Annotated in this window: 15 protein-coding genes; 1 reads left to right on the top strand and 14 read right to left on the bottom strand. The window is 55.9% G+C overall.

Going from position 1 to position 20,831, the window contains the following annotated elements; all coding sequences use genetic code 11:
* Positions 1-58: 58 nt before the first annotated feature.
* The 5 genes from ldtD to cmoM form a co-directional block, all read right to left on the bottom strand.
* The gene (gene ldtD / locus HWQ15_RS16010) at positions 59-1,882 is read right to left on the bottom strand and encodes a L,D-transpeptidase (RefSeq protein WP_063216314.1); all 1,824 of its coding nucleotides are present in this window, start codon (positions 1,880-1,882) and stop codon (positions 59-61) included.
* Positions 1,883-2,061: 179 nt separating this feature from the next.
* Positions 2,062-6,510: a chromosome partition protein MukB gene (gene mukB / locus HWQ15_RS16005; protein WP_023299731.1), complete on the bottom strand. Its 4,449-nt coding sequence runs from the start codon at positions 6,508-6,510 to the stop codon at positions 2,062-2,064.
* The gene (mukE, locus tag HWQ15_RS16000) at positions 6,510-7,214 is read right to left on the bottom strand and encodes a chromosome partition protein MukE (protein ID WP_003858208.1); all 705 of its coding nucleotides are present in this window, start codon (positions 7,212-7,214) and stop codon (positions 6,510-6,512) included. The genes mukB and mukE overlap by 1 nt, the downstream gene beginning before the upstream one ends.
* Complete coding sequence (gene mukF / locus HWQ15_RS15995) at positions 7,195-8,517, bottom strand: chromosome partition protein MukF (RefSeq protein ID WP_022647635.1); 1,323 nt, start codon at positions 8,515-8,517, stop codon at positions 7,195-7,197. The genes mukE and mukF overlap by 20 nt, the downstream gene beginning before the upstream one ends.
* A 3-nt stretch (positions 8,518-8,520) precedes the next feature.
* A complete protein-coding gene (gene cmoM / locus HWQ15_RS15990; protein ID WP_006809373.1) occupies positions 8,521-9,300 on the bottom strand; it encodes a tRNA uridine 5-oxyacetic acid(34) methyltransferase CmoM in 780 nt (259 codons plus the stop codon).
* Between the two features lie 120 nt (positions 9,301-9,420).
* Here cmoM and elyC point away from each other — a divergent pair, with 120 nt between their 5' ends.
* Positions 9,421-10,200 (top strand): envelope biogenesis factor ElyC, encoded by a 780-nt coding sequence (gene elyC / locus HWQ15_RS15985; protein ID WP_022647634.1) that lies wholly within the window; start codon positions 9,421-9,423, stop codon positions 10,198-10,200.
* Here the strand turns inward: elyC and HWQ15_RS15980 are convergent.
* The 9 genes from HWQ15_RS15980 to rpsA form a co-directional block, all read right to left on the bottom strand.
* The gene (locus tag HWQ15_RS15980) at positions 10,177-11,070 is read right to left on the bottom strand and encodes a YcbJ family phosphotransferase (RefSeq protein WP_063149036.1); all 894 of its coding nucleotides are present in this window, start codon (positions 11,068-11,070) and stop codon (positions 10,177-10,179) included. The genes elyC and HWQ15_RS15980 overlap by 24 nt on opposite strands.
* 129 nt (positions 11,071-11,199) lie before the next feature.
* Positions 11,200-11,946, bottom strand: coding sequence for a 3-deoxy-manno-octulosonate cytidylyltransferase (gene kdsB, locus HWQ15_RS15975; RefSeq protein ID WP_022647632.1), 747 nt, complete (start codon positions 11,944-11,946; stop codon positions 11,200-11,202).
* Positions 11,943-12,125: a protein YcaR gene (gene ycaR, locus HWQ15_RS15970; protein ID WP_003858220.1), complete on the bottom strand. Its 183-nt coding sequence runs from the start codon at positions 12,123-12,125 to the stop codon at positions 11,943-11,945. Before ycaR ends, kdsB begins: the two co-directional genes overlap by 4 nt.
* Positions 12,126-12,170: 45 nt before the next feature.
* The gene (locus HWQ15_RS15965) at positions 12,171-13,400 is read right to left on the bottom strand and encodes a winged helix-turn-helix domain-containing protein (RefSeq protein WP_063149037.1); all 1,230 of its coding nucleotides are present in this window, start codon (positions 13,398-13,400) and stop codon (positions 12,171-12,173) included.
* A gap of 43 nt (positions 13,401-13,443) precedes the next feature.
* Entirely contained in the window at positions 13,444-14,421 is a 978-nt protein-coding gene (gene lpxK, locus HWQ15_RS15960; RefSeq protein ID WP_063149038.1) for a tetraacyldisaccharide 4'-kinase, read from the bottom strand.
* Positions 14,418-16,166, bottom strand: coding sequence for a lipid A ABC transporter ATP-binding protein/permease MsbA (gene msbA, locus HWQ15_RS15955; protein ID WP_023299725.1), 1,749 nt, complete (start codon positions 16,164-16,166; stop codon positions 14,418-14,420). The genes lpxK and msbA overlap by 4 nt, the downstream gene beginning before the upstream one ends.
* 36 nt (positions 16,167-16,202) lie before the next feature.
* Positions 16,203-18,467 carry a ComEC family protein gene (locus HWQ15_RS15950; protein ID WP_063149039.1) on the bottom strand — a complete coding sequence of 755 codons (2,265 nt, stop codon included), beginning with the start codon at positions 18,465-18,467 and terminating at the stop codon, positions 16,203-16,205.
* A 211-nt stretch (positions 18,468-18,678) separates the two neighbouring features.
* A complete protein-coding gene (gene ihfB, locus HWQ15_RS15945; RefSeq protein ID WP_003858233.1) occupies positions 18,679-18,966 on the bottom strand; it encodes an integration host factor subunit beta in 288 nt (95 codons plus the stop codon).
* A gap of 170 nt (positions 18,967-19,136) precedes the next feature.
* Entirely contained in the window at positions 19,137-20,810 is a 1,674-nt protein-coding gene (gene rpsA / locus HWQ15_RS15940) for a 30S ribosomal protein S1 (protein ID WP_003858235.1), read from the bottom strand.
* Positions 20,811-20,831: the final 21 nt, after the last annotated feature.

Raw genomic sequence — 20,831 nt, 5'->3', positions numbered from 1 at the left:
CCAGATCGCCTCATGTTCACCATAACTTACGACAATCATTTTTACCGAACTACTTCATTTACCTGATTAATTGTTCCGCTTTTGGCAAGATTTGTGCGCCGGATCGCGCTGTCAGATCATAATTGTAAATATCTGTACGATACTGGGTACGTCCGTCCGCGCCCACAAACGCCGTCAGATAGTAAAGATTGACCGGAATATTGTGGCGGATATTGACGTAACGCGTATCCCCCTGCTTCAGGGCATCTGATATCCGCGTATCGTTCCAGCCTGCATCCTGCAACAGCATATTCGCCAGTTCGGAGGCCTTATTCACGCGAACGCAGCCAGAACTGAGCGCGCGTGCGTCTTTCTGGAACAGATTATGGTTCGGGGTATCATGCAGATAGATTGCGTCCGAACTTGGCATATTGAATTTGTAACGTCCGAGCGAGTTATGCGCACCCGGTGCCTGCTGGAAACGGAACGGCAGGTTCGAAGGCGTAATCGTTGACCAGTCGACCATCCAGGGGTCAATCGCTTCTTTGCTGTTCCAGCCACGCATCACCGTATAGTTATGTCGCTCCAGATATCCCGGGTCATTCCAGACCTTAGGCAGGATATCTTTGCGCGCCAGCGTCGGCGGCACGTTCCACGGCGGGTTAACCACCACGTTATTCAGCGCGCTGCTCATCATCGGCGTTTTGCGGTCAGGTCGACCCACAATCACGCGGGACGCCAGCACTTCGCTACCGTCCTGATAGTAGACCAGGGAGTACGCCGGAATGTTGACCATAATGCCGGTGGATAACGTGCCCGGCAGCAAGCGCAAGCGCTGGATATTCAACGCCAGCACCCCTGCCCGCTGGGCCGGAGAGACGTTCAGCCAGTCGCGAGTCGATGGACCAATCACGCCGTCGGCGCCCAGCCCCTGCGCGGCCTGGAACTGCTTCACTGCCGCGACCAGCTCGCGATCGTAAGCGGCGGGCTTATTGCTCAGCGCAACGGCGGTTTTCTCTTTTACCGGCGCCGACGGGCTGACGACTGCGTTTTGCGTCTCGTCGCCGGGCAGCGCAATTTTAGGGCCGCTGTCAAGCATGCCGGACCGTTTCATAATTTCGCGAATCGCAGGCACATCGCTGCTCCATTGTCCCGGACGCAGCGTTGCTGTTCCACGCAACTGAGGCCACGGGCGGGAATCCGCGACCAGCTCAAGAAGCGACTGATGCATCGTGGCATACTGCGGGTGGGCGGGCGCAAGGCTTGCGATAAAGCGCGGCAGTTCACCGTTGTCCAGCGACAGCTGCCACTGATTAATGACGGACAGCGCGGGCGTCGCCAGCTTGTACGGTTTACTGCTGTATAACCAGCGGTTGCCGTTCACCGAAATCCCCGCCACAAACTGCAAGTAGCCCATCATGGCATCAGACAGCACCACGTCACGCGCCTGTCCGGTAACGGCAGGGTCGGTCAGGAGTTCAACCCAGGTCGTGAACTGTGGCTGAAAACCTGCAATCGCCACTTCAGCCAGCTGCTGCTGGAAGGCACGTACCGCCTCGCGATTTTCCCACATCGGTTTCATATCGCGCGCAGCGTAAAGCAGCATGAGCTGGTTAATATAAGCGGGAGTATAGCCCGAGGGCAGCCCGGTCATAAGCTGCTGGCGTAATGATTCAGTATCGATGCCTTCCGGCAGCGGTTTAATGCCGGCCATGATGGCCGTCGCCGGAGACTGATCCAGCGGTTGTGACAGCGACGTCGGCTGCGCGCCCATCGTCGCGGAGCTGTCAGTCGGTACAATTTCAGGCTCATCGGCCTGAGCGGTAAACAGTGGAGCAAACATCACTGTCAGGCACAAACTCAGCGCAGACAGCTGACGACCACGATCTTTCTTAAGCAACATCCCTTGCCCCCTGTTTTTCACGACATGCCCAGTATTCTGGAGCTTTCCTTCAGTATAGAAAGGCATACACGCTGCTGCCTTGCCTTATGTAAAGAAGTTTAAAGATAACGCAGCCCTGAACACAAGTTAAGTGAATAAAAAAAGCGACGCCTGAGCGCCGCCTTTTATCATACCCCGGGTTAAGAGGCGTCAGCCGTGCCCGGTAAAGACTCCGGAGGCTGCGGCGCAAAGCCACGCAGACCTACGACGTGTACATGTTCACTGTTCTGGAACACTTTACGCACCAGCTTATAGGTTGTCCCTTTTTCCGGACTGATGTTTTCCGGCGCCGCGATGATGAGCTGCATATCGAGTCGCTCGCAAAGCTCAAACAGCGTGGCGATGGAGCGGGCGTCGAGACGCGCGGCTTCATCGAGGAACAGCAGACGGCATGGAGAGATGTCCTTGCCGCGCAGACGACGCGCTTCATCTTCCCAGCTCTGCACCACCATCACCAGAATCGACATACCGGTACCGATGGCTTCACCGGTAGAGAGCGCACCGGATTCCGCGCGCAGCCAGCCGTCTGAGCCACGGTTAACCTCAACTTCCATTTCCAGATAGTTGCGATAGTCCAGCAACTCCTCGCCGATGGTTTGCGGCGTACGCTGGCCCATGTCAATCTGCGGATTCAGACGCTGATACAGCTTCGCCAGCGCTTCGGAGAAGGTCAGGCGGTTACTGTTGAACAGATCCTGATGCTGCTCATGCTGTTCAGACAACACGTCCAGCAGCGTGGAGTGCGCCTCACGCACGTTCACGTTCAGCCGCACGCTGTTTACCTGGCCAAACGACACGCTTTGCAGGCCCTGGTTCAGCTGACGGATACGGTTCTGCTCGCGCTGAATGGTTTTACGAATAATATTCGCCACGCTGCGGGAGCTGATTGCCAGCTTCTGCTCGCGGGAAGTCAGCTCCTCCGTCAGACGGCCCAGCTCGATCTCCATCTGTTCGATCGCTTCAACCGGATCGTCGGTACGGATGATGTCCTGACGAATACGTTCGCGTAAGTGCTGATAAACCGCCACGAAGAACTGAATTTTGCGCTCAGGACGCTTCGGATCTTCGGACATGCGCAGCACGTCGCGCAGGTGTTCATTGTCCGCCACGGCCAGACGCAGCGCACCCAGCGCCTTATCCGACATAGAGCGCAGTTCATCAGCTGACAGATACGCCAGCTCGCGACGGTGCAGACGACGCTCCACGTTGTTGTCCTTCACCATGCGCATCACCGCGCACCAGCCCGCCTTCGCGGTCACAACCTGTTCACGCATCTCAAAATAGTCGCGCTCCAGCTTGCGCAGACGACGCGTCAGGTTGTCCATCTCCGCTTCACAGAAGGTCAGCGCTTTTTCGAGCTGATTACGACGCGCACGGTTGTTGCTGAGCTGAGCATGCAGCTCATCACGGCGAATACGCGCCCGCTCTTCTGCGCCGCTGTCGGCGCGCACGCCAATGTCCTGCAACTCTTTATGCAGGTCATTTAACAGCTCTTTCTTGGTGTCGAAGGAGCTTTTCAGCGATGCCATGACCTGGCTGTACTGGCTCAGCTGTGCAGCGTGAGTACGCATCGCTTCACGGGCGCGCGTTCGTTCCGCTTCGGCCTGCTCAAGACGCTGGCGCAGCTTTTCATTCAGATCGCTGTTCCCGCTCAGCATTTCTGCTGAATCGGAGTAGCCGAAGTGTGCGCGACGTTGCACCACTTCCGTGAGGGCAAACGCCTGCTGACGCGCTTCGCGCTGCACCTGCTGTGACCAGGCGTAATCTTCTTTTAACTGCTCAAACTGTTCCGGGTCGCTCTGGAGAACGGAAACCATCGGCTCCAGTTTTGCCAGTTGATTGCCGTGTTGCTGCACAAAGCGCGCCGCTTCCTGCGCTTCGTCCAGACGTTCCTGAATCTCATCCACGCGGTCGGCGAGCGTATCGTCCGCCAGCAGGTTCAGGCGCGGCAGGATGCGGTTAAGGGCCGCAACGCCTTCTTTCGCCTGCTCAAACTGCACGCGGCTTTGCTGGTTGTCATTTTCATGGCTGGCAAGCGCACGCTCCAGCTCACCGCGGCGGGTGTTGAGCTTACGAATTTCGGCTTCCGGATCGGGCTGAAAGGCAACGCCCAGATGGCTGCCGATAAAGCGGCTGAACGCCTGATGCAGACGCTGGGTTTTCTGCACGTCAAACGACAGGGTCGCAAAACGCTCTGAAAGCGTTTCACGCTCGGCGTGCAGGCTTTCAATACGGTTTTCACGCGCGGCGCGGCCAAACAGCGGCAGTTCCGGAAAGCGCGAATAGCGCCACTGGCGATCGGCGATTTTCACCACCACCGCTTTTTCCAGCTCGTCGACGCTGAATACGCTGTCATCAAACGACTGCGGATCCCCTTCGATGAGGTAGAGATCTTCCGGGCAGTCTTCCAGCCCTGCAAGCTGGTCAGAAATCAGCGACAGATCCGGCACTACAATCGCGTTACGGGACGGACCGTACAGCGCGGAGAAGTACGGCGCATCGTCCAGGCCGACGTCGTCGTAAATTTCAGACAGCAGCACGCCGCCGAAACGCTCGGCTAACGCATTCAGGCGCGGATCTTCTGAGCCGCCTGGCTGGCTTAAACGCTCGATTTCTTCATCGACGTCACGCTTGCGCGCGCCCACTTCGTCACGCTCAACAATCGCTTCGCGTTCGCGCTCCAGCAGCTGTTGCATGTATTCGGTGACGTCCTGGCTGGAGGCAAACTCCTGACCACACTGCTCGCTGAGCTGGTTCAGGCTGCTTTGTGCGGCCAGCCAGATCGGCGCACGCTGTAAGAGCGTCTTCGAACGGGACTGAAGCTGTTCCAGCTCCTGACGCAGCGTCATGCGCTGTTCGCTGGCGTTCGATACGGTATCGGACAGGGCCGCAATACGCGCTTCCAGCTCCTGATGCAGAGCCTCAAGCTCGTCGAAATCGTAATTTTTACCCTGACGTTTGCAGAATTCCGCCAGCAGACGCTCAGCTTCCTGCTGTTCACGCAGACGCTGTTCCAGCTCGTTCAGGCGCATGCGCAGCGGCTGCACCTGCTCGGCCAGATGGCGCTGATTGACGCCGTCGCGCAGCAACTCACGGGCAACGTCCCACGCTTCGTTACGCGCCAGCGGACCGTTGATCGCCACCACCAGCTGGTACGCCTGCTCAAACTGGCTGTGTGCCGTTTGCGCCACGCTCATTTTCTGATCGAGAGAAAGCAGTTTCTCAGTGGCTTCCTGCTCTTTGGCCTGGAAGGTATCCAGCCACTCGTCAGCGCTTTCAGGGGTCAGGTCCGGCAGGTGGCACAGCTCTTTGGCACGCTGCAACGCCTGCAGCGCCTGGTTGTATTGGATCGCGCGGGTCTGCTGCACGTCCAGCGCCTGCTGGTAGTCTGCGAGCTGGCTTTTCAGCTCATCCACTTCCAGCTCGGCGGCTTCCGCGCGGGCTTCGTTCTCTTCCTGCAAATCGGCGGCTTCTGCCACCACTTCATTTTGCTCTTCAAGACGAATTTGCAGCTCATCGAGATCGGCTTCATAACGCTCGATTTTTTCCTGCTGACGCAGCGCGGTTTGCACCAGGTTCAGATGATCGCTGGCCGCCTGGTAATCGGCTTCCAGATCCCCTTCGGCACCGTTGTGCTCGCCCAGTTCGCGCGCCATTTCGACATGCTTATACTGCTCGGCGACCAGCTGTTTGCGGGAGGTAAACAGCTCGCGGCGGTATTCCAGCGCCTGATCGAGATGAATACGGCGCTCGTTGGCGTGACGCATATAGTCTGCCGCCACGTAGTTGGTGGCTTCGCTGATCAGGTGCTTAAACAGATCGCGGTCAGATTGCGTAACGCGAATCGCTTCCAGCGTCATGCGGTTTTCACGCAGCGCGGCTTCCATATCCTGGAAGGCCTTACGCACGCCGCTGTTTTCCGGCAGCAGGTAGTCGCGCAGGGAGCGGGTAATGGCGCTTGAGATACCGCCGTACAGGGAGGCTTCAATCAGACGGTAGTATTTACTACGATCTGACGCGCTGCGCAGACGACGGGCCACCACGCCGAGATCGAACATCAGAGAGTGGTAGTCGGTAATGGAGTTAAACTGCTTAAACTGCACGCCTTCGATGGCTTCCAGCTTGTCTTTCAGCTCCTGGAGCGTCAGAACGCGCGCCTGACGTTCATTCAGGGTTTCCGTCAGCAGCGCGGTCGGCTGCACGGAGGTTGGCAGCCCCTGGATCGCAAACGGTTTGATATCTACTTTACGGTCGCGGCCGGCAACCTGCTGCAGGCGCACGCCTACAACCACGCGCTGATGACGGGAGTTGATCACGTCCAGCACCGAATAACAGACGCCCGCTTTCAGCTTACCGTGCAGCCCTTTATCTCGGGAGCCGCTCGTTGCACCCGCTTCAGTGGTGTTACGGAAGTGCAGCAGGGTCAGGTCAGGGATCAGCGCCGTCACGAAGGCCGCCATGGTGGTGGATTTACCTGCCCCGTTACCGCCGGAGAGCGTTGTCACCAGCTCATCCAGATCGAAGGTTCGGGCAAAGAAGCCGTTCCAGTTAATCAGCGTTAGTGAGCGAAATTTACCGCGTTCAATCATTACTCTTCCTCCCCGCTATCCGGCTGATTCTCTTCGTGCTCGTCATTGAGCTGCAAATGGTTTTCCACCGGCATCGCTTCACCGTCACGGATCATGCGCAGCTGTGCTTCACGCGCATCGTCACCCGCACGCACGTCGGCACCAAAGCGGAAGACCGATTCGGTAATGCGGAACTTGCTGCTGTCGTGACCCATGAACCAGACCATTCCCAGACGGCGCAGACGGTTCAGGGAAGAGCGAACTTTTTCCTGTAATTTCTGACGGTCCAGATCGGACCCCGTCGAGCGGTTATTTACCAGCTTGAGCAGCTTGCTTTCATCCGCCAGCGACAGCAGCTCATCGTAAAGCTCCTGCTGGGTGAAGATCCCTTCATTCGCCAGACGTTCCGGGCTGAGGTAGAGGTAGCAGAGAATTTTGCCGACCATCATATCCAGTTCGGAAAGCACCGAGCGCGGAATAAGCGTAGTAGAGCGCGGACGCAGGTAGAAAAACCCTTCCGGCGCGCGGATCAGCTCAACGTTATAGCGAGCGTAAAACTCTTCCAGATACTCCTGAAAGTCCATCAAAAAGGCGTGATTATCCAGCTCGTCAAGGCCAATGTGACGACCGGCACGCAGCTGGCTGTCCAGCGCCGGAAACAACGGATTCGCCAGCGCCTGTGCCAGCTTAACTGGCATCACTTGTTCAATATTTGTCAATGACATGCGCCTGTACCTTGGCTCCGTAATCGTTAATCGGCTGCCACTTCGGCGGCAGTCCGGTGAAATCGGCTTGTGCGATGCCCAGGCGCACCGCCTGGTCTACAACAATGCGGGCTACATCGAAGTGGCGCGCGCGCGGATACTGCGCCAGATAGTCGCGTACCACGAGGCCAAGATCCAGCGGTGCTTGTCTGGCTTTATAGACAGCGAGCTGTTCTTCGATCATCGCCGCAAGCTGCTCGCGAATTTCGTTAAATTCTTCGTATTCCAGATCCGGCGGCAGTTCACCGGTGACCTCTTCATCACGCAGCGCCATCTCTTCGTCGCGCATATCCAGAAGACGATCGGCGTTGGCGTAGGTCAGCGCCCACGGCGCATCAAAGTAGGTCTGTACCGACTGGCGCAGACGCTGAGCAAAGACGCGGTTCTTATCCATATCGATGGCGGTACGGATAAATTTATGCACGTGGCGGTCGTAACCGATCCACAGGTCGATCGACTGCTGGCCCCAGCTGATAATGCGGTCAAGCTTGCTCTGCAAATCAAACACCAGACGATCGATAAAATGCAGATCGTCGTGCGCCATCGTCGCGTCCTGGATGCGCAGCAGGTTGGCCTGTAGCTTATCCCCAGCCGCCTCCAGCGTATCCTGCAACTCACGTAGCGTACCGGACGTTTCTGACAGCAAAAGTTCACAGCTGGAGATGGCCGCACGCCAGTCTTTATTCAGCAGTTGAGCGATATCGTCTTTGACCTGCTGCTGCTGTTCGTCCATCAGACGTTGAGTCAGATCGATACTGTCGAAAATCTCGGCGACCGAGTATTTTAGCGGCGCGTAAACGTTGCGATGCCAGTGGAATTCGTCACCGTTTTCATCAGCCGCGTCGGCGGCACGCTTCAGCTCGCCTGCAACAATGGAGAGCTGCATGGAGAGACGCAGCGTGGAAAATTCGCGCTGGCGGATGTAATAGTCGGTAATGCCAATGCCCAGTGGCGTAAGACGATAGATGGCGTTTCCTTCCGCCTGCTCGCTGGTAAAGCGGTTCAGCAGACGTTGACGCACCATATCATTGATTGCGTTGTTGGCACGCACGCTAATGGTTTCGCTGGTTTGCTCAAACGCATCACTGACGTGGCGGAACGCATCCACCAGTTCGCCTTCACTCATTTCGCCATCCAGGCGTTCGCCGTTTAGCGTCGCAACCGCCAGCAGGAATGAGAGTCTGTCTACCGGCAGCGAGATGGAGAAATCGTTTTTCCTGGCCCAGGCAACCAGTTCGGGGACTGTCTGGGAAAATTCACTCATAGATTATCCTTGCATCTGCGGCTTGCGCGCGGTGACGTGGATATAGCGGCCAAGGCTCAGATAAGGCTCCTGGCGGCAGTACCGCGTCTCTATTTCTGTTAAGGCGTCTAAACAGTCATCCTGTTTTTGTTTATCACGCAGATAATCATGAAACACCCTCACGCCAGTTTTGCCGGTAATTTCCCAACCGATCTCCTCCAGCCAGCCATAGACCTGCTGCGGTTCACGGGGGAAATCCGGTGAAAGCGTGCGTCGTTTCTTTTTATACATGCCCTGCTGTACATAGCCAAAATTGCCGACCAACACGTTTCGCATCAGCAGGCCGTTGGCATTGTAAAACATCAGCGATAACGCACCGCCCGGGCGCAACATCGACCACAGCGTTTTTAACATCGCTTGTGGTTCGGCGACCCATTCGAGCACAGCATGAAACAATATCAGATCAACCTGCGTTTCCAAATGCTGCGGAATGTCCTGAGCGGCGCAATGTATAAAATGCATGTTGTCGCTCACACCTTTCTCTTCTGCCGCTCGCCCGGCGCGCGCAACCATCTCGGCAGAAAGATCGCAAAGCGTGACGTGATGTCCCCGCTGCGCCATCAGAATTGCAGTCTGCCCTTCCCCACCTCCGGCATCCAGTACGCGCAACGGTCGGTCACCAAATTCAGCCAGCAGCTTATCCAGATCCTGCCAGAGGATCGTCTGACGAAGCTGACCTTTGGTAGTGCCATAAATGTTGCGCGAAAACTTTTCCGCGATGTCATCAAAATTGCGATCCCGCATTGGGAGGGTTCCACTCACTGCAAAACCGCTATTTTGTCACACCCGCGCGGAGAATGAACCACTCTGGTGTAATATCACGGGCAATCGCCTGCTGTATGGTTAAAAAAGGAACCAAAAAGGATGCTTTTTACCCTAAAAAAATATATCGGAGGCATGATGCTTCCCCTTCCCCTGCTGTTGCTTCTCATCGCGCTGGGGCTGGCATTGATATGGTTTAGCCGCTTTCAGAAAAGCGGTAAATCCCTCGTCACCGTGGGCTGGCTGGCGCTGCTGTTACTCAGCCTGCAACCGGTCGCTGACGGTTTGTTACGCCCGATTGAAAACACCTACCCGACGTGGCAGGGAAAACAGAAGGTGGGCTATATCGTGGTGCTGGGCGGCGGGTATACCTGGGATCCGAACTGGGCGCCCAGCTCGAACCTGATCAACAACAGTCTGCCGCGTCTGAACGAGGGGATCCGCCTGTGGCTGGCCAATCCGGGATCGAAGATGATCTTCACGGGCGCTGCGGCAAAAACCAACCCGGTAAGTACCGCTGAAGCAGGGGCAAGAGTGGCTGAATCGCTTGGCGTACCACGTTCCGCCATCATCACGCTGGATAGCCCAAAAGATACCGAAGAAGAAGCTGCTGCGGTGAAACAAGCCATCGGTGATGTGCCGTTCCTGCTGGTGACCTCTGCTTCTCACCTGCCGCGCGCAATGATTTTCTTTGAGAATCAGGGCCTGCATCCGCTTCCTGCTCCGGCAAACCAGCTGGCCATTGACGCCCCGCTCAACCCGTGGGAACGGATAATCCCGTCCCCGGTATGGCTGATGCACAGCGACCGCGTCGGTTACGAGACGCTTGGCCGCCTGTGGCAGTGGCTTAAGGGTTCGTCAGGCAAGCCAGGGCAGGAGTGATTTTGCGGCCAGATCGAAACTGGCCCGATTAAAGCGCCCGGTGTTGACCAGTTGCGCCACCTCATCCCAGAGAAGATAGAGCCAGCGTCGCCAGAGAAAGGCCTCCGCAACGGGGGCGCGCTGAAGATAGTGCCAGAGCAAATCTTCCGCCGCCCCGCCCTCGCTCAGCCTGAACAGTTCGTACTCGCGCGGCGCCCAGAGCATGATCCCCGGCCCGACCATTGCCAGAAGCTGATCGCTGCGCGAGTCTTTAAGCATACTGCGCAGCGTGAAGTTGCCGTGAACCAGCACGCAGTTGTCGTTAAAACCCTCAAACAGCGTCGGAAGACATTCCCGGGTGCGGAACAGAATACGTTTGTCCTGCATCGTTAAACCGGTGTTGTTGAACTGGTTCAGCGTGCCCCAGAGCACTTCGACACGCTGGCGATACCATAGCGGCCACAGGTTTTCCTGGGTGCTGTCTACCGCGCCAACAAGACCCCGGCTGTCCTGCCGATGCCAGGCTAGCAGGGCCTCGACAATCTGATCTTTCAGCTGTTCCCAGCGCTCCGGTGTACGCGTCGGAGCTTCAACAGAAACCCCGCGTAAACGTTCAATAAGCAGAACATCCGGGCCGGGATGCTCCTCATGGGTCATCACGCCGTAGACCGTCGGCATACGGACAGTCCCTTCCCGCGCCAGCATCGACATTTTCCAGGCCAGCTGTCTGGCGACGCCCGGCGAGGTAAAACTTCTGGCCATCAGCGGCATGGGGTTTCCCTGACTGTCGTACAACGACCAGAGTGCGGTATCGGCCTTTTCATTCACGCATTCCACCCGGCTTAGCTTTTCGCCAAGGAGATGGCTGAGTTCAACACGCAGCTGTTCCATATGAGATTACCCACATTAAGACTACTGCTTTTATAATGAGCGCGCGAACCCCGGATGTCACCCGGTCGAGATCAATAATGAAAAAGAAAAGGAAGAGAACATCCCCCAGAACGAGGGGATGGCAGCGAATTAACGCAATTCGACGCGTACGCGCTCGAGATCTTCAGGCGTATCCACGCCGGTGCCAGGGACTTCCTGGGCAACCGCAACGTGAATTTTCTCGCCGTACCACAGTACGCGAAGTTGTTCGAGCATTTCGATATGCTCAAGCGGGCTTGGTGCCCAGGCGACATAGCGACGAATAAAGCCGGCGCGGTAGCCGTAAATACCGATGTGGCGCAGGAAGGTTTCGCCGATCGTCTCTTTCGATTGCGCGAAACGATCGCGATCCCACGGAATGGTGGCGCGGGAGAAATAGAGCGCGTAGCCCTCTGCGTCCATGACCACTTTCACCGCATTCGGATTGAACGCCTCTTCAGCGTGGTGAATCGGCACCGCGAGGGTCGCCATGCCAACCTTACGCTGGGCCAGGTTGTCGGCCACCTGACGGATAATAGCCGCCGGGATCATCGGCTCATCGCCCTGCACGTTCACAATCACCGTCTCGTCACTGAAACCGCATTTTTCGACGACTTCCGCCAGGCGCTCGGTGCCTGACTGGTGGTCGGCACGGGTCATGCACACTTCCCCACCCGCGGCCTCAACCGCTCGCGCGACATCCGGGTGATCGGTGGCGACGATGACGCGTCCGGCGCCCGATTCGCGTGCCCGTTCAAGGACATGCACAATCATCGGTTTACCGTTGATATCCACCAGCGGTTTACCTGGCAGGCGCGTTGAAGCATAACGCGCAGGGATAATGACAACAAAACTCATGGTTTGATCTCTTCTGCCACCAGAGAACGGGCTTCATTTTCCAGCAGGACCGGAATACCGTCACGCAGCGGGAACGCCAGGCTGTCCAGTTTGCAAATCAGCTCTTGTTTATCCTGGCTGTAATACAGTTTGCCGTTGCACACCGGGCAGGCAATAATTTCAAGTAAACGGTGATCCATAGTTCCTCCGTATGGGTAATTGCTAAAGCTTACCACATTCTTTTTTCAGGGAGTGCCTGTTTCCCAGCCACCTCGACAGGTCGAAAACAGCCCCGCAGGCACGCGACCGAGTACAATTTCATACGCCCCCTGCCAGCGCGCAAATTCACTGAGCGCAGACGTTAGCCCTTTTTCCAGGCCAGCCGTGACTTTTATGCCCTCTTCCAGCCAGAGCGCGATAATTTCAAGCGTGCCGGTTTTACGGTGCATTTTAGCGTCCATGCGCCCGACAAGCTGCCCTTTATGAAGCAACGGCAAAACAAAATAACCGTACTGACGTTTTTGCGCCGGGGTGTAGCATTCCAGACGGTAGCTGAAATCAAACAGCTGTTCGGCCCGCTTTCTGTCCCAGACAACGGGGTCGAACGGCGAGAGTACGGCACTGTGGGTCGCCTGGAGTTTGCCCTCTTGCGCCTGCGCCAGCAGAGGGAACAAATCCGCATGCAGCCACATTTCACCTAACGACTCAACCGAGACCGGCATCACGCGCTGTTCACGCTGCCACGTTTCCAGCAGCGGTTTTAGCTGCGGCTGACGCAGGCGATAATAATCCGCCAGCCACTGTGGGCGGAATATGCCCAGGCTGCGGGCGCTGTTCCCGAGCATGATGGCTTCGGCTGCGTCCTGAGACAGCAGGTCACGCGTATCGTCCCAGTGAGGCATAACGCGGTGCGTGAGGTCATAGACGCGCTGAAAGTTGCGGCGCTCGACCACCATCACTTTGCCCGACGTAAACAGCCCTTCAAGATGGCGTTTGTGCGGTTTCCACTCCCACCATCCGCTTGCGCCTTTTCGCGGGTGTTCAAAATCCGCGGAGCGTACCGGACCGTTTTCCTGAATATGGGCAATCAGTTGTTCTATTTCATCCGCGTGTTCCGCCATCCATTCCTGGCGGTATTTCCAGCCCATTTTGTCCGGGGCGAGCATGCGGTGACGCACCAGTGCAAAATCGCTGCGCGGGAGAAAACAGGCTTCATGCGCCCAGTATTCCATCAGTTCGCCCTGACTTAGCGCATTATCCAGCCACTGCGGAGGATAGTTTCCCAGGCGGCTAAACAGGACCAGATACGGGCTACGCGCCACGATGTTAATGGTGTCGATTTGCAGCAACGACATGCGTTGCACGGTAGAGAGGATATCCGCTGGCTGTGCGCGGCGGCGGGACTTTTTCAGAAGCCCCTGGGCGGCAAGATGCAGGTTTCGTGCGGCTGCAAGTGAGAGTTGCGGTAGAGACATGCGTTTTCCTGTCAGTCAAAGCGCCACCGGAACCGCGTAGAAGTTACTGCACTAACGCGAGCAGTTCCTTGAGCAAATGTTCCGGCTGTTCGCCGCTGAGTTCAGCATCAACCGGCAGATACCACCAGTTTTCTTTCGCAAAGGCCCGGCATTTTACCGCGTCTTTTTCCGTCATGATCAGCGTCTGGCCCGGTGCGGCCAGCCTCTCAATCTCTTCGGCAACCAGCGCCTGGTGATCGGCCAGCGGTACCCGTTTCTCCAGCCGCGCGCCGCACTGCTCCAGCGTCGCGAAGAAACGCGGCGGATGACCAATCCCGGCCATCGCAATCAGATGATCCAGTAACGCGACGTCTTTACGCTCGCCGGTCAGCATATTCACTGCCTTTCCGGGACGAAGATGCATCGGGATCTCACCCGCTCTGGCTTCACCACCGTTTACAATCACGGCATCGACGCTCTTCAGGCGCGACGCACGCTCACGCATTGGACCGGCTGGCAGCCACCAGCCGTTGCCAAAACGCCGCACGCCGTCAATAACCACGATCTCTTTGTCACGCGCCAGCGCGTAATGCTGCAAACCATCATCGGTAATTATGATTTGTACGTCATGCTCTGCAAGCAGTGCCTTTACGGCATCACTGCGCACCGGCGATACCGCAACCGGCGCGCCAGTACGTTGGTAAATCAGTACCGGCTCATCACCGGCTTCAGCGGTTGTCGTAGCTGGGCTCAGCACCAGTGGATACTGCGCCGCTTTACCACCGTAACCGCGTGAGACAACTCCCGGGCGGATACCGCGCTTCTGGAGCTGTTCTACCAGCCAGATCACCACCGGCGTTTTGCCGTTTCCCCCCGCCGTCAGGTTGCCGACCACCACTACCGGTACCGGTGCGCGCCAGGCGCGCTTGATCCTGAGGCGATAAAGCAGACGAATAGCACCGCTCACCAGGCCATACAGCCAGGAGAGCGGGAGAAGCAGCACCCACAGAGGGGATTCACCCGACCAGATGCGTGCAATCATTGACCGAACTGCATTTTATGAAGCTGCGCGTATACACCACGTTGTTCCAGCAGGTCCGCATGGCTGCCGCGTTCAACGATAACGCCGTCTTCCACCACCACGATTTCGTCAGCCTGTTCGATGGTCGACAGACGGTGCGCGATAACCAGCGAGGTACGGTTTTTCTGTAATTCATCCAGAGCCGACTGGATAGCGCGTTCAGATTCCGTATCCAGTGCGGACGTTGCTTCATCGAGGATCAGAATCGGGCTGTTGCGCAGCAGCGCTCGGGCAATCGCGATACGTTGACGCTGACCACCGGAGAGCAGCACACCGTTTTCGCCAATGATCGTATCCAGACCGTTATCCATTTTGTTAATGAAGTCCATCGCATAGGCCATACGCGCCGCATTCTCGATCTCTTCACGGCTGTACTCTTCGGTACGGGCATACGCAATGTTGTTCGCCACCGTATCGTTGAACAGATGCACGTTTTGCGAAACCAGCGCGACCTGGTTACGCAACGACTGTAGGGTATATTCCCGCAGGTCGTGACCATCAAGCAGGATTTCGCCCTGGTCGATATCGTAGAAACGGGTAATCAGGCTGGCAATAGTCGACTTGCCCGAACCGGAACGACCGACCAGTGCAACGGTCTTACCCGCCGGGATGGACAGGCTGATATCACGCAGCGCCGGCACTTCACGGCCTGGATAAGTAAAGGTCACGTTGCGGAATTCCAGGTCACCTTTAGCGCGCTCGATCACGCGTGTACCTTCATCTTTTTCTTGTTCGGAATCGAGGATGCTGAACAGCGTCTGACAGGCTGCCATCCCGCGCTGGAACTGGGCGTTGACGTTAGTCAGCGATTTCAGCGGACGCATCAGCGCAATCATGGATGAGAACACCACGGTAATGGTACCCGCAGTCAGGGTTTCCATGACGCTCGGGAAGCTTGCTGCATACAGGACGAAGGCCAGGGCCAAAGAGGCAATCAGCTGAATGATCGGATCGGAAATCGACGAGGCCGATACCATTTTCATCCCTTGCAGGCGCATTTTGTTGCTGACCTTGTCAAAGCGTTTGGTTTCGACTTCCTGACCGCCGAAGATCAACACTTCCTTATGGCCTTTCAGCATCTGCTCGGCGCTGGTAGTCACCTGCCCCATCGTATTCTGCATATTTTTACTGATGTTGCGAAAACGCTTTGATACCACGCGGATCGCAATGGAGACAATCGGTGCCAGCACAATAAGGATCAGCGACAGTTGCCAGCTGTAATAGAACATCATCGCAAAGAGTCCGATGATGGATGCGCCTTCACGCACAACGGTAATCAGTGCGCTGGAAGAGGACGACGCCACCTGCTCTGAATCGTAGGTAATACGCGACAGCAGGGTACCGGTTGACTGTTTGTCAAAGAATGAGACTGGCATCCCCATCATATGGCTGAATAACCGACGGCGCATGGTCATCACCACTTTACCGGATACCCAGGAGATGCAGTAGCTGGATACATAGCTGGAGATTCCGCGTAAGATCATCAGCCCAATAACCACCAGCGGCATCCATAGCAGCACTGAACGATCCGTTTTACCAAAACCGTCATCCAGTAACGGTTTGAGAAGCGATAACATAAACGTATCGCTGGCTGCGTTGAGGATTAACGCTACGCCCGCCACGATCAAGCCTGCTTTGAAAGGTGCAATCATCGGCCAGAGCCGGCGGAACGTTTGCCACGTGGAGAGATCTTTGTCGTTATGCATTCAAAAAACCAGCATTTGTTGAAATAGCCGCATATTCTACCCGTTATCTACGGGCGCGCCAAACCACTGATGATACCAACGCGGTAAATAGTGTTCACGTAAGCGGCGAATTTGCCGACTTTGGTGCGAAAACGTCACAGTTATCTGTCCGGACTGCGGGGTATCAAGCCAGAGATATCCCTCAGTTCGATAGCGCCTGACTACTTTGATGGAAGGGAAACGCCACGCGTTATAGCGGGCCATCGAGGCCAGCGAAACCTGCCCCTCCACGCGCTGTAGCAGCGGTGTTGAAGATGACGTGTTACTCCCATGATGCGGCACCTGAATCAGTGTAGCCGCAAGTTGACGCCAGCGGTGGCTCAACATTGCCAGTTCTGCCTGCGCTTCAATATCTCCGGTCAGTAAAACGCTCTGTTCGCCGTCATCGATTTTTACCACGCAGGAGCGGTTGTTACCTTTCGCCGGGGTGTTTTCGGGTGGCCAATGCACGGAGAACGTTAACCCATGCCACTGCCATCGCTGTCCACGAAAGCATGGAAGATGTCCGGCCCAGGCTAAGGGGCTTCTGATCCACATTGCAGGCCAGGCAGCTTGTAGCGATGCCAGTCCCCCCGCGTGGTCGAGATGTTCATGGCTCAGGATCACCCCTTCCGGCCTCAGATGATGCCAGCGTAGCCAGGGGATAATCAGCTGCTGCGCGCTGTCCCCACCGGGCCATGCCAGCCCGGTGTCATACAGAATGGCCTTCCCGTGACGCTCAATGACCATCGCCAGCCCTTGCCCTACATCCAGCATATGCAGGGACCAGCTGTCAGTTTTAATCCTGTGCCAGAGGGGAAATGCCATCACCACGCTGCCTGCCAGACAGACTGCGGGTACTGCGCTGAAGGCCCTGAATCGCCAGCCAATGATCAGCAGCCACGGCAGTAACGTCAGGTATTGCCAGCGTTCATCCACGTCCTGCCAGCCATTCGGTAAACGCATCAATAGCCAGAAAAGTCCTGCCAGAGACTTATCGGCAGCCAGCCAGACGATACTTTCCAGCGTCGCCACCGGAAACAGATGCAGAAACATGCCGAGCAGGATCAGTGGAACTGAGATAAACGTTACCAGAGGAACAGCAAACAGATTCGCCACCAGCGAGGAGAGACTGAAACCATGGAAAATCAGTACCTGAAGCGGCAACAGGAGCAGCAGCATTCCAACCTGCAAATACAACAGCGTAACCAGCGGCCGCAGGCACCGGCCACGTTGCCAGTGCGGGAGAGGCAACCACTGATACCAAAAAATAAGCGCGGCGACCGCAAACGCGGATAACGCCAGGCTTTGTGACAGTACCGCCAGCGGATCGAAAATCAGGATCGCCGCCACGCAGGTAAGCCATACCTGCCAGGGCGACCACTGGCGACCACTCATTTTTAATGCAGCCAGTACCACAAGCGCAATAACCGTACGCAGCGCAGGCGGCTGCAAGCCCGTTAGCCATGCGTAAAACGCGGCAAAAATCAGCCCTGTCAGCAAGGGGATTTGCCAGATAATCCAGCGGCCCGGCAGGAAGAACTGGATCCCCCGCGCCAGAAACCAGATGACAGAAGCGGCCAGCGCAATATGCAATCCCGAGATTGCCATCAGATGCATCGTTCCGGTCTCACGCATCAGGTTTTTTATCTCCCGCGAGACCGACAGCCGCTCCCCCATTCCCAGCCCCAGGATCACGGGCCCCCACTGATATGCTGAAAGCGTATTCTGTAGTGATGTCAGGTATTGCGAACGCAGGCTACAGCGTGCGTCGACAATCTCCGCATGGGTAAACCGTCCGCTCAGCGTCTGGTGTCGAGCAAAGGCGTTTTTCTGCGAATCATAGCCGCCATCGTTGAGCTCTCCGTGTACCGCCCTGAGCCGCAGGGTCATCGCCCAGCGTTGACCCACGCAGACATTTTGAGGCAGGTAGTTGCCGTAGAGTGACACGCCCATGGCAGCCCACACGCGTTCTCCATTGAGGCTGATAATCCTTCCCTGATGCATCGTTGCGCCGTCAGTTGCGGTAATGACCACCTCGGCCTGCTGCGGTGCTTTCGTTAAATGGTTCATCGGCCACACGCTTTCCTGAGCGGCCAGGATCCCCCAGCACATAAAAAGCAATGCGAGGCCTGAAAACCTGAGCCATTTTCTCTTCTGTACGGATAACGCAATTCCTGCGGCAATCAGCAACCAGACAATATGCAAGTCTGGCAAAACGGGTAACCAATAGAGCGGGATTATGGCCAGAATGGCGCACATACTGATAACGTGGATCCCCATCTTCACCTCCATGTTTCAGGCGATTATGCGGCGGGACTGATGCGTCGTCAGACAGAAAAGGCGTGATTTACAGCGGGCGCTGCAACGTTTTTAAGCGTTTACAGCAAAGAGAAAATTTAAATACGGCGCGTATTCAGAAATGCAGGGCGGGATACAAAAAAAGCACCCTAAGGTGCTTTCTTTAAACTCAGTTTAACCCTGATGATTAAACTCAGTTACCGTAAATATTGGCGCGATCGCGCAGTTCTTTACCCGGCTTAAAGTGCGGAACATACTTTCCTTCCAGCTCCACTTTATCGCCAGTCTTCGGGTTACGCCCGGTACGTGGTGCACGATAGTGCAGGGAAAAACTACCGAAACCGCGGATTTCAATGCGCTCGCCCTGGGCAAGAGTGGTAGCCATATGCTCCAGCATCTCTTTAACGGCATCTTCCACAGCCTTGGCAGGGATATGCGGTTGCTGACTGGCAAGTCTTTCAATCAATTCTGACTTGGTCATGATTCCTCCGGTTCCTTTCAAACCCATTAGCTGAACAGCTTATTAAACAAGGGCGGCCGTAGCCGCCCTTTGTTATTGATTACAGGACGAATCCTGCAATCTGTCAAGTCTGCTCTCCATCCTTCGCGCTGTAAATGCGTTACAGCTCAAATGATGGTGCGAACCTGAACTTACTCGCCTTTAGCTGCTTTGAAAGCTTCAGCCATTGCGTTGTTAGAGAAGTTTGCATCTTCCTGTTTGTTCACAGTTGCGATTGCATCTTTCTCATCAGCTTCGTCTTTAGCACGAACAGACAGGCTGATTGCACGGTTCTTACGGTCAACACCGGTGAACTTAGCTTCAACGTCGTCACCAACGCTCAGAACCAGAGTTGCATCTTCAACGCGGTCACGTGAAGCTTCGGAAGCGCGCAGGTAACCTTCAACGCCGTCAGCCAGTTCTACGGTTGCGCCTTTAGCGTCAACAGCAGTCACTTTACCGTTTACGATTGCGCCTTTCTTGTTCAGTGCAACCCAGTTGTTGAACGGATCTTCTGCGAGCTGTTTAACGCCCAGGGAGATACGTTCACGCTCTGCGTCAACCTGCAGAACAACTGCTGCGATTTCGTCGCCTTTTTTGTATTCACGAACTGCTTCTTCGCCTGCAACGTTCCAGGAGATGTCAGACAGGTGAACCAGGCCATCGATGCCGCCGTCCAGGCCGATGAAGATACCGAAGTCAGTGATAGACTTGATTTTACCTTCAACACGGTCGCCCTTGTTGTGGGTTTCCGCGAACTGCTGCCATGGGTTGTTTTTGCACTGCTTCAGGCCCAGGGAGATACGACGACGTTCTTCGTCGATATCCAGAACCATCACTTCCACTACATCACCAACGTTAACAACTTTGGATGGGTGGATGTTTTTGTTGGTCCAGTCCATTTCGGAAACGTGCACCAGGCCTTCAACGCCTTCTTCGATTTCAACGAAGCAGCCGTAGTCGGTCAGGTTGGTAACGCGACCAGTCAGTTTAGTACCTTCTGGGTAACGCTTAGCGATAGCTACCCATGGATCTTCGCCCAGCTGTTTCAGGCCGAGGGATACACGAGTACGCTCGCGGTCGAACTTCAGCACTTTAACAGTGATTTCGTCGCCCACGTTCACGATTTCGCTTGGGTGCTTAACGCGTTTCCACGCCATGTCGGTGATGTGCAGCAGGCCATCAACGCCGCCCAGGTCAACGAATGCGCCGTAGTCAGTGAGGTTCTTAACGATACCTTTGACTTCCATGCCTTCCTGCAGGTTTTCCAGCAGCTGATCGCGTTCTGCGCTGTTTTCGGATTCGATAACGGCACGACGAGAAACAACAACGTTGTTACGCTTCTGGTCCAGCTTGATTACTTTGAACTCAAGCTCTTTGCCTTCGAGGTGCAGGGTGTCACGGACTGGACGAACGTCTACCAGAGAACCTGGCAGGAACGCACGAATACCATTCAGCTCAACAGTGAAGCCACCTTTAACTTTGCCGTTGATAACACCGACCACAGTTTCAGCTTCTTCGTAAGCTTTTTCCAGCGTGATCCATGCTTCGTGACGTTTAGCTTTCTCACGAGACAGCAGGGTTTCGCCGAAGCCGTCTTCTACTGCGTCCAGAGCAACGTCAACTTCGTCACCTACCTGGATTTCCAGCTCGCCCTGGGCGTTTTTGAACTGCTCAGCCGGGATGGCGGACTCAGATTTCAGACCGGCGTCAACCAGTACTACGTCTTTGTCGATAGCAACAACAACACCGCGAACGATGGAACCCGGACGGGTTTCGATTTCTTTTAAGGATTCTTCAAACAGTTGAGCAAAAGATTCAGTCATGTTTAATCTTCAGGTTAATAT

The organism is Enterobacter sp. DSM 30060 (genome assembly GCF_013375955.1).
GTDB classification, from domain to species: Bacteria; Pseudomonadota; Gammaproteobacteria; order Enterobacterales; family Enterobacteriaceae; genus Enterobacter; species Enterobacter intestinihominis.
The sequence above is the reverse complement of the archived record's forward strand: the minus strand, read 5'-3'. Positions and strand labels throughout refer to the sequence as shown.

Coding starts and splice junctions, on each gene's coding strand:
- mukF (WP_022647635.1), bottom strand. CDS start 8,517: ATGAGTGAATTTTCCCAGACAGTCCCCGAACTGGTTGCCTGGGCCAGG.
- HWQ15_RS15980 (WP_063149036.1), bottom strand. CDS start 11,070: ATGGAACAGCTGCGTGTTGAACTCAGCCATCTCCTTGGCGAAAAGCTA.
- rpsA (WP_003858235.1), bottom strand. CDS start 20,810: ATGACTGAATCTTTTGCTCAACTGTTTGAAGAATCCTTAAAAGAAATC.
- kdsB (WP_022647632.1), bottom strand. CDS start 11,946: ATGAGTTTTGTTGTCATTATCCCTGCGCGTTATGCTTCAACGCGCCTG.
- elyC (WP_022647634.1), top strand. CDS start 9,421: ATGCTTTTTACCCTAAAAAAATATATCGGAGGCATGATGCTTCCCCTT.
- ldtD (WP_063216314.1), bottom strand. CDS start 1,882: ATGTTGCTTAAGAAAGATCGTGGTCGTCAGCTGTCTGCGCTGAGTTTG.
- ihfB (WP_003858233.1), bottom strand. CDS start 18,966: ATGACCAAGTCAGAATTGATTGAAAGACTTGCCAGTCAGCAACCGCAT.
- HWQ15_RS15950 (WP_063149039.1), bottom strand. CDS start 18,467: ATGGGGATCCACGTTATCAGTATGTGCGCCATTCTGGCCATAATCCCG.
- ycaR (WP_003858220.1), bottom strand. CDS start 12,125: ATGGATCACCGTTTACTTGAAATTATTGCCTGCCCGGTGTGCAACGGC.
- cmoM (WP_006809373.1), bottom strand. CDS start 9,300: ATGCGGGATCGCAATTTTGATGACATCGCGGAAAAGTTTTCGCGCAAC.
- msbA (WP_023299725.1), bottom strand. CDS start 16,166: ATGCATAACGACAAAGATCTCTCCACGTGGCAAACGTTCCGCCGGCTC.
- mukB (WP_023299731.1), bottom strand. CDS start 6,510: ATGATTGAACGCGGTAAATTTCGCTCACTAACGCTGATTAACTGGAAC.
- mukE (WP_003858208.1), bottom strand. CDS start 7,214: ATGTCATTGACAAATATTGAACAAGTGATGCCAGTTAAGCTGGCACAG.
- HWQ15_RS15965 (WP_063149037.1), bottom strand. CDS start 13,400: ATGTCTCTACCGCAACTCTCACTTGCAGCCGCACGAAACCTGCATCTT.
- lpxK (WP_063149038.1), bottom strand. CDS start 14,421: ATGATTGCACGCATCTGGTCGGGTGAATCCCCTCTGTGGGTGCTGCTT.